The sequence below is a fragment of the Natranaeroarchaeum aerophilus genome, assembly GCF_023638055.1.
Lineage (GTDB): Archaea > Halobacteriota > Halobacteria > Halobacteriales > Natronoarchaeaceae > Natranaeroarchaeum > Natranaeroarchaeum aerophilum.
Genome location: NZ_JAKRVY010000020.1, coordinates 1 through 9,200 on the forward strand (window position 1 = coordinate 1; position 9,200 = coordinate 9,200).

Annotated in this window: 6 protein-coding genes; 2 read left to right on the plus strand and 4 right to left on the minus strand. The window is 47.1% G+C overall.

The genetic code is table 11. The features are described 5' to 3' along the window. Positions 1–329: 329 nt before the first annotated feature. The 3 genes from AArcSt11_RS16655 to AArcSt11_RS16665 all read right to left on the minus strand — a co-directional run bounded on the left by AArcSt11_RS16655 (position 330) and on the right by AArcSt11_RS16665 (position 5,107). Positions 330–1,430 carry a tyrosine-type recombinase/integrase gene (locus AArcSt11_RS16655; RefSeq protein ID WP_250598799.1) on the minus strand — a complete coding sequence of 367 codons (1,101 nt, stop codon included), beginning with the start codon at positions 1,428–1,430 and terminating at the stop codon, positions 330–332. 1,105 nt (positions 1,431–2,535) lie between these two features. Further along, positions 2,536–3,465: an endonuclease/exonuclease/phosphatase family protein gene (locus tag AArcSt11_RS16660; protein ID WP_250598801.1), complete on the minus strand. Its 930-nt coding sequence runs from the start codon at positions 3,463–3,465 to the stop codon at positions 2,536–2,538. A 106-nt stretch (positions 3,466–3,571) separates the two neighbouring features. After that, a complete protein-coding gene (locus AArcSt11_RS16665) occupies positions 3,572–5,107 on the minus strand; it encodes a pentapeptide repeat-containing protein (RefSeq protein ID WP_250598803.1) in 1,536 nt (511 codons plus the stop codon). Positions 5,108–5,194: 87 nt separating this feature from the next. On the opposite strand from AArcSt11_RS16665, the gene AArcSt11_RS16670 reads away from it, so the two are divergent. Continuing rightward, a complete protein-coding gene (locus AArcSt11_RS16670; protein WP_250598805.1) occupies positions 5,195–6,415 on the plus strand; it encodes a hypothetical protein in 1,221 nt (406 codons plus the stop codon). Then, entirely contained in the window at positions 6,412–7,500 is a 1,089-nt protein-coding gene (locus tag AArcSt11_RS16675; RefSeq protein WP_250598807.1) for a PLC family EF-hand domain-containing protein, read from the plus strand. The genes AArcSt11_RS16670 and AArcSt11_RS16675 overlap by 4 nt, the downstream gene beginning before the upstream one ends. Before the next feature lie 57 nt (positions 7,501–7,557). On the opposite strand, the gene AArcSt11_RS16680 is transcribed toward AArcSt11_RS16675, so the two are convergent. Then, positions 7,558–8,568 carry a tyrosine-type recombinase/integrase gene (locus tag AArcSt11_RS16680; protein WP_353617834.1) on the minus strand — a complete coding sequence of 337 codons (1,011 nt, stop codon included), beginning with the start codon at positions 8,566–8,568 and terminating at the stop codon, positions 7,558–7,560. Positions 8,569–9,200 lie beyond the last annotated feature (632 nt).

The window sequence follows — 9,200 nt, forward strand, 5'->3', positions numbered from 1 at the left end:
ACAATCCCGGACGGACGAAGCTCAAGACCCTGTGATTGATTCTATGACACGCTCGGAACTTAAGCAGGAGCTCTAGATCGCTCTCATGCCCAAATTCACCACTCTTTAACCGCTCAACGATCCTGTCCAACCTAGGTTTGTCTTTGTCAGTCATGCAATCTCGATAATGTGTTCTCGTGCCTTGATCATGCATTTATATACGGTACGTCCGTTCATCACCTGTTGACGTGTACGATACGTCAACTTCCGACGAGTGGATGTATCGTATATAAAGGGTCGAAACCCGGAGACGGCAGTGGTGTGTCTACCATGAAGTCGAAGAGCCCAGATCATACGGGATCCCCTGAGCCCTTCCGGTGAGCATCCTTGAACAACTCCTTCCGCTGTGCCATCTTCCCGCGTTCTGAACGATTGTCGTAGTGTTTCCGGAGCGTGAATCTGTTCACATCGACACGCTCACCGAGTATCGCTTCGGAAACACCAGACTCCAACTCGAACGTCAGGTATCCCCGACGAACTGGATGCGGAGATTTGCTGGATGGGCACATTGAAGCCTTGTTCGCTCTGGCCGCTGCTTCACATTCTGGAATTGTCTTCCCATGGGGGCACTCGCCTGAGAGCGCACAGGGACGGGTCCACTTGTACGCGTACTTCCGGATCGTGCTCTTCGAGATCCTCCCATGTGAGGTTGCCAATAGAGGATCACGACCGTATTCGTCCTGAACATCAGGTCGTTGGTCCTCGAGATAGTCGTCAATCACCTCACTAGTGCTGGGAAGGTAGATCCGACGTTCTCCGGATGTGCCGTTCTTGATTGGAGTTTCACCTGGACGGTGGCAGATTTTGAGATGGGCGTGCTCTGCTTCAGGACGATAGTCGCCAACATCCAGTGCATGCAGCGTTCCCGTTCTCACTCCGGTTGAGGCGAGGAGCTCCCAGACGACGTGATCGAGTGAGCCGTACTGGTACTTCTCTAAGTACTCAACAATTGAGATTGCCTGGTCGTGACTGACCATGCTTTCGCGGACATTTTCGTCATCGTTCAACGAGGGGGATTGTACCTTCTCTGAGAGGCCTGGCCGGACTGCGTCGATTTTTTCACAGAACCGGATGAATACCCGAAGGGTATCCATCTGGGTCTTCTCGCTGACCTTGTTCAGGTCACCATCCTCCCGACGCCAGATGCGATAATCGTGAAGATCACGCCCGGTCAGGTTGTTCATATTCTCAATACCGTGTTTGTCACAAAACTCTCGGAAGAACGACAACCTCGACAGCTGAGACACCTGTGTGGCCTTCGCTAATTCGCCACAAGAGTGCCGCATGTACATGTCCAAGGCTTTGTCTGGAACGATCGGGTCAAGGTTTCCAGATCTTGGTACCTCGGTGTATTCGTGTGGAGTGTTCTTCCTATGCTGTCGTCGAATCATGTCTGTCTTTGTCAGATCTCATTACACGATGGTCGTTTCGAGGACAGACACGGCGGAAACTCCTTACTACATGACGTTGTAGTTCGGTATGGGACCACCGTGTAAGGTCCCGCGTGGTGGAAGCGGAACATCTTACCAGGAGCGCTCCGCTTCCATCTCGCCTGCGTTCGGAAGCCCATGTCGGATCAGGACGCGTGACCTTGATGAGCTCGTACTTCTTTTTGCTTCGAAGCACAGGCAGGATCATACAACTCTTTACTATAAGCCTAGGGAATTGGAATTCTTTCTATAGTTTCGGTAAAATTTGGAGTTGTTGTTTTTGTTGTTGTGGTTGTTTACCCCCAACAAAACGAACAACCTTGCTAAACCAAACAAACAACCACCCAACTCAATTGTTGGATCTGATTGGTTGAATCATAATTTGAATCAACTTGTATCCGACCCAACCTAACAACAGAGAGGAGTTTCGTGATGATTCATAATTGACTATTTAGTTGGTTTTGGTGACACAATATCTTTTCTGCAAAACTTGAATAGACTGTTTATTTAAGTTTAAGTTGGGCAACCCTCAGTTTATAACATTAGAGTTCCGGAGGATATTGTTTGCAATAAAACACATTTTGTACTTATCTATTTATATAAAAGAAGTGCCACAACATAACAAATAATAAATATATTATTAAACCAGAGAATTTGTATAAGACTGCAAATACTTATTTATCTTGAATTTGTTTTTTCAGTGTCCATTTTAACTTGGTCAGCTAAAAACAACCGCTGAGCAGGAATCAGGTTCTAAAGAGTTCTTTCGCCTGTTTAGTGGGTTATCCAATTTCTGTGTCTTGACCTGTACGGGAAAAGATATTCTTTGCCATTTAGATCCCGCAATTTATTTTTTCACACGTATACATATGCATGGCAAATAATGGTTATTTTAGTAGATACTTCAATACCGATAACAGTTGGTTTTATACAAGTTCTATCAAAGGGGCGACCTGTACATCACCGTCGGCGGTAGAAATCTATCTGAGCCGGACGTGGATTCCGTTAGCGTATGTTTCGCCCAGTCACATCGAAATAGACTGCACGAATTCAATGTGTTATCCGACTATGCGTTGAAGTCCGCGATAAGAGGTGCGTGGTCACTGCAATGGAACCCGGCGTGGTCGTAGTAGCAGTCCTGTAGATTGAGTTCTTCGGAGGCAATCATGTGGTCGAACCGTTTACCTTTGACTTCTGCAGGGGCGACTGATTCCGGATCGTCAGTTCGAGTGGCGTGGCTTACATCCAAAATATCCAGTTCGCCGTAGCCGTGTTGCACTCGGAATACATCGGCCATCCCCTTCTCCTCAAGCCCGAGGAGAATATTCAATTCCGCTTCCTTCCATCGTTGGGCCAGCTCACCCTCTTGATCATGCCGCCAGGGAATAGTTGTGCCATCTGCCAACTCCGCTTTTGGGGAGTTGAAATCACCGGCCAAAATGCAGGGGGACTCAGTCCCCTTCATGATCCGATTGTACGTGTTCTCCAAAATATTGAGTTTCTCTTCACCGTGCATACTGCCCGGAACTGCGCGTATATTCCATAGTTCGATTTCACGCCCACCCAGAGTGACTTTGGCATTGAGAATCTTTTCAGGCACGTTCGTATCCCAGTCCTTTAGATCAGCGTTCTCCCACGGCCCGTACCGGATACTCGGACTCAAGCGAGTCAGTTCGGACGCGTTGCTCAATTCATGCAGCGCTATGAGATTGCCATTTACGTGGTTGTAATCTTGATGTGGCGGCACCGTACTCTCCCGAAGTTCCGCTGCCCACTCCAAGGTATCAATAATCTCTGTATAGCCTATCTCTGCCAGAGATTCCCGCCAGCGCCCTCGTTGCACAGTTGTTACCTCATTCAGCATTACCAAATCAGGAAGATTCGCCTCTTCTCCAAGGAACTTGATTTGATTCTCGATCCGTTCAATACTCCCATTTGGCGGCACCGCGCCCTGTACATTCCACGACAGTACTCGTAACTCAGGATCGGGGACCATGCGTATAACCTCTTGGTGAGCTCAAATATGAGTGCTACTGATAGAGTATACGTTTAGAGGATTTCAATAGAGCGGAGGGATTCGAAGTTGCTGAAGAAACATTCTATTAAGCAACTGCCCGCCGACCAAGAGTAAAGATCAATACGGCTTGTAATAACGCGCCAACGATTGATAGCGTTGTGGCCCATAATTCGCCTCGGATGAGCTCGTACCCACCACTTGAGAAGGTAAATATCCGCCTCAAAGTGAATAACAATGAGCGGACTAACAGTTCAATATCTAGTTTGCCAAATAGGTTTAGTTGGATTACTGTCCCAGTGTTTGTACGAATCCCGAAGTGAAGGAATAAAGCAGTAGACAGAATCCAGAGAGTCAAACCGACTTTCAATACCTGTCCAGGGCTTTCTCCATGACGCATAACCCGGTACAATAGTGCGTCTCTAAACCAGGCTCTTAGAGGGGATACTCTCTTTTTTCTGGCTTCTTTTTCTCGGATATTGAATCGTCGTGCAAGACTGGACCATGCGCTACCTCGGTAGGCGGATTTGAGTTCTGAATACGTGTTTTCGGCATTGATTAGTAAACGATGTTGAGTTGATGTATCATTACTGGAGATGTATGGGAGACAGGACCACAATCGCTTGATCTGAGTACAAAGTCTTTGAGGGAATCGAGCTAAGGCTAGAACGCGACATTGGAACCACCAATAATCGCGTTCATAGACTTCTTCGAACGGTGAGTCTGGAGCTGTGTCCGATGCAGTCCGACTTGATTTCTTATTTCCAAGAGGGCGTTCCGATTTCACACCGATACCTAATTCCTCCACTCGTGGTAGGTTAAAACACTCTATCAGCCATTCCGGCTCGGCTTCTCTGTCGGCCTGATACTCTAACAGCAAACGTTCCCCGTAGTCATTTCGTTCGTCAAGAGTCGCATTCGCAAGCCGAGTCTCGGTTAAGTTAGTGTCTACCAAGCTGGACTCATTCAATGTTGCTCCAGGGAATTTTGCGCCACTTAGGTCCGAAGCTTGAAACCTACATTCACGGATCTCGGCACCCGCAAAATCTACATTCTTTAAATCACTCTGGAAGAAGTCAGCGTCCACAATTTCGGCATCTATGAACTCGGATCTCGAACCCTTTACATAAGACAGGTTGGCACCAATTATTATCGCGTTGTTAAAATCGGTGAACTCAATAGTACTTTTGGAAAAATTAGTTCGCAAACAATTTGAGCCAGTGAAATTAGCACTAGTTAAATCTGCTCCATTAGTGAATTCAGCACTGTTTAAATCTGATTCAACAAATTTAGCCTCCTTCAGTAAGGCCCCCTCGAAACTAACGCTCCTAAGAGATGAGTTCGAAAAGTTTGCGCCTGGAAGCTGGGCATCGGAGAAATCTAGATCAGATCCGTCATCAATTCCAGTCAGATTTGCATTTACAACTGGACTTGAGTGCTCAGATAGTGCTTGATTAATCAATGTGTGCGGTTTGGGTTCCAACTCAGCATGTAGAATACAATGCCCCTCAGATGATTCTTCCCAAGCACTTAGCGGGCACTTATTGCTATAGCCGTTTGGAACATCCTCCGGCCTTGGATTAAATGAGCAATCTGGCATAGAGGACTGGTTATTAGCTTTCATTTGGCCATCTACAAAACATTGTCCACGGAAGCTGATTTATACCAGATACTAACAAGTTTAATGTAAGTTACTCACAGAGTTTATGCCATGACCGTCTTCAAGATACCTCAGGAGGAATCTGATGAGTCCGATGAGCTCCCAGAGGGTGCGGTTAGAACTGAGTTTGAAGATATTGAGGACTTCAATAATTATCTTGATTCATACTACAAGAATCTATGCGATGGTGACTTGCATGTGGTTCCGGGAGTTACCGACTTAGGGGCAGATGAGCTGATTGATTGGTTATCAAGGCTATCAAGAAACTGGGATATAGAGGAGGAATATGGTGCTGTCACAAAATTAGCCCACGAAACAGAGAACCAAGACGAATCTCATGGAGCTTACTTTGCCAAAGAGACAGGGGATGACGACATAGGGTACTTTATTTTCTATACTGATGAGCCAAAGACAAAGTATGTTGATGATGTACTGATCAAGGATTTACGCCGGATTCCACAGACGAACAAACTCCACGTAACACCCAATCTTATTGAACGTCTTGTCAAGAGAGTTACTAGTAAACTGCCAGACCACATTGGGGAGGAGATCGACATCCCCTATGTCGATGAAGTTCATCTCAAGCACAAGAGTGGTTCACAGATCAGTTCGAACTTGGATTCGGAAAAGAAACGCTCAGTTTCGTTTTGGGGAGAGGATGCTGCATCAGCTATCCCCGTCTTGCGGAAAGAATTCGGTGTTCTAATTAGCTCAGTTAGAATCAAATATCCATACTCTTCGGGAGATATGGACTACTTCATATTCAAAATTGATAAAAACGGTGTATTAAAGCTAAAGAAGGGGAAGTTAACCGATATGCTCCAAGAAGTCAAACCAATTATCGAAGACACTCTAAACGTGAAGCGAGCATACGACGATACTGAGACATCTTTTGTAACTATCGGGGATAATGAAACACAGATATCGCAATCAACACCGGCACTCATCAAACCAGGCAAAAATAATCCTGCAGAAGATAGTCAGTTTAGTGCCGATGAAATCCAAGCAACGTTTGATGCTCTCGCTAACAGAGGATATATACCGATTGATCCTTATATGGAATCAGATCCTCTATACTACTCAACCACCGCTTACCACCGAGAGGACCAGATCTACTTCGATATTAGGGGTGACGCTGAGGCACTACGTTTATTCCCCCGTGCTGACCAAGAAAAGCTAGAAACGTTCTTTGGGGTTCTCAGGGCGATACACAATAATGCAGATAGCTCAGCGATGGCTCTCTCAGTTGCCGAAATGGAGGGAAATGAATGACAATCCGTGGGAAAGCGAATGGTTGGAAGAGCCTCAGGGATGAGTTTATAGACGAAGCGACCGATGCAGAACAAGAAGAGATCGTCGGGGAAATAGCTGAATATGATGAGACAGATGAACCACTACAAGATGAATTAGAGGAATATCAAGAGGAGGTGAATCTGTATAACCGTCGTTTCATCCTTCGCGCCACTCTTACCTCTTCCTTCCAATTTGGTAACGTTTTTGCCTCAGAAACAGAGTGGGAACTTGCTGATTCTCTCTCATTTGATCAGCATGAAGACGGGCCAGCAGATCTGTTCGTAGCACACAGTGAGTCGCGCGGAACGATCGTCGTATTAGCTGTTGTACAACAGAAAAACGCTGAAAAAACTTACGAGCGCCTACAAAATCTCTGTAGCTATGTCGAGTCCGAGATGAACAGTATCGAAAAAGAACTTTCGGTGATAATCGACGAAGACAAAATTGAGGGAGCAGTAGCTATTTCGAGGATTCAACCAGAAAATATTGCTAATGAGTTTTCTGAGGAAGATAACCACTGGCCTGTTTCTGTCTGGGAGTTAGTGAGCGGCAACCAAGAAACGATTTCATTGGTCGAAGAATTTGATGGAGTGGACTGGACTGGTCACAACCCAGACGGAGAACTATCAAAGCTTCTGTCTGACGGTATCGAGTTCGCTGACACAGAACACTTAGCGTTTGACTTATTCTATGACTCTCATCATCAGCGAATCTATCAGTACTTACCACCGTACTTGGACAAGGTCCACGCCAACGATAGTAATAAAACGACGTTCCATATCAGTCGGGAAGAACTAGTGGAGTTCCTCCAGGCTCAGCAGGGAGCGATAATCCGGGAGAAGGCAAGCTCTCGTGCTGACGAGCTTATCAACTGGTGGGACTATATTGGAGTTATCTCAAAAGTGAAGGACCCCGACGGGTATGATGACAGTGCAACAGTGTACACTCTCGGGCACAGAATCATATTGACCACTAATCAAAACGAAAAAATAAAAAAACAGTATCAACAAAAAGCTGCGAGAGCTCTCATCAAACGGTCCAAGCACGAACAGTATCTAAATTAGAAACTCAATCCCTAAATGTTCGACAGAACCGGACAACAGGATCAAAAACTGGCCCTTTTATAACATTTCGATATACTTTCGTCTCTGCTCCATCTTTTCGTGCTCGCTTCTGTGGTCGTAGTGTTTTTCGAGAACATTAGGGCCGACATCCGCACGATCACTGACAACCTTTTCTGGAACGTCATTGTTGAGTGCATGGGTGATTGCACCTCGACGAATCGCATGTGGTGACACGCTTGAGGGACATTTCGACGCCCCGTTGCGTTCTATCGCCTCACACGATTGGATATCGCGGTCGTGGGGACAGTTGTCTAGTTGTACGCATGGCCGTGTGAGCATGTAGACGTACTGTGCAATGGTCGATTTGTGAATGCGACCCTGGGGAGAAGCTAAGAGGGGTTCACGTCCGTACTCATCAGTCACTTCTGGCCGTCGGTCTGCAATCCAATCATCAAGAACAGCACACACTTCGTCTGAAACAGCCACGAGTCGTTCACCCTTCTCTTGATTTTTAATTGGAGTGTCAGTAGCAGGCCGATGAAAAACCTCGATATACTGCTCTGTTGGAGAGTAGTCACCAACATCGACTGCACGGGCAGATCCCCGGCGCATCATTGTATGCCAGAGCAAAGCAATGGTCACGTGTTTGAGTGAGGCGTAGTTGTATGTCCGTAGTTGTTCGAGAATTTCTGCGGCCCGTTCTGGTCCCAAAATTGCGTCCCGGATGTTGTCGTCAGCTGCAAGGCTTGGAAGTTGAACCTTGGTGTGAAGATCGTTTGAGACTGCCTCAATGGACTCGAGCCACTTGACAAACACTCGCAGCGTGGCCATCTGAGTTTTTTCGCTAACGGTATTCAGGTCTCCATCGTTGCGTCTCCAGATACGGTATTCGTAGAGAATCCGACCGGTGAGCGCGTTTAGATTGTCGATGTCCTGGTCGTCGCACCACCTCACAAAGTGTCCTAAGCGTGATTTATGCGACCGAAGCGTCGCTTGAGCGACTTCATTGCGACGGTGCTCGAGGTACAGTTCGAGTGCTCGTTCAGGTGTGATTGGTTCCAGACTCATGGGTTCGTTGTGTGGTAAAACGAATCCCAGGAGGGGAGCGGGATAATAGACGAATCCAGTGGAGTGTCCCTGTTCGTCGTTCAGGGGTGTGACCAGCACCTGCAGCGCCCATTCGTTTTCCGAACGAAGTAGATTCAACAGACAGCGTCGAGTTCCTTATAAAGAACCCTCTCTCTGCGCGAAAGAGTTCGTTCCGATCCATCACGGGGGTCGATGCCGTCATGCGATCCGCTAGATACAAGGTTTCACTGCGGCTACAAAAAAGTGGCGCGCGATATAACTGAATCAGCGTGTCATACAATAGAGCACACGCCCTCCGGACTCTGTAGTGAACGTTCAGTACAGGTGGGGTAGTTACCGGACGAGTGCAGCTAGTATCATGGCAAGTCCGACCGGAAGATACACTGGCCCCAGCCCAGCAGTACACGTGTTGACCCCACCGTCAGGCGTGTAGGTGATTGTAACGCCAGTGAACCCTATGAGTTCGTACCCTCCCGGGGGCCCGTCCGGCCCGTCCGGCCCGTATCCTCCATCACTACACGTTATCCAAAAGAATGGTAGACTAATGAGGACAAGGGGCTGCGTTGAATCACTAGATAGCGGCGGAACGAGTCAGTAAATCAAAGGAGTTG

Bases quoted from the DNA above. Each gene is read 5' to 3' on its own strand.
- AArcSt11_RS16665 (WP_250598803.1), bottom strand. From the start codon at position 5,107: ATGAAAGCTAATAACCAGTCCTCTATGCCAGATTGCTCATTTAATCCA.
- AArcSt11_RS16655 (WP_250598799.1), bottom strand. From the start codon at position 1,430: ATGATTCGACGACAGCATAGGAAGAACACTCCACACGAATACACCGAG.
- AArcSt11_RS16670 (WP_250598805.1), top strand. From the start codon at position 5,195: ATGACCGTCTTCAAGATACCTCAGGAGGAATCTGATGAGTCCGATGAG.
- AArcSt11_RS16680 (WP_353617834.1), bottom strand. From the start codon at position 8,568: ATGAGTCTGGAACCAATCACACCTGAACGAGCACTCGAACTGTACCTC.
- AArcSt11_RS16675 (WP_250598807.1), top strand. From the start codon at position 6,412: ATGACAATCCGTGGGAAAGCGAATGGTTGGAAGAGCCTCAGGGATGAG.
- AArcSt11_RS16660 (WP_250598801.1), bottom strand. From the start codon at position 3,465: ATGGTCCCCGATCCTGAGTTACGAGTACTGTCGTGGAATGTACAGGGC.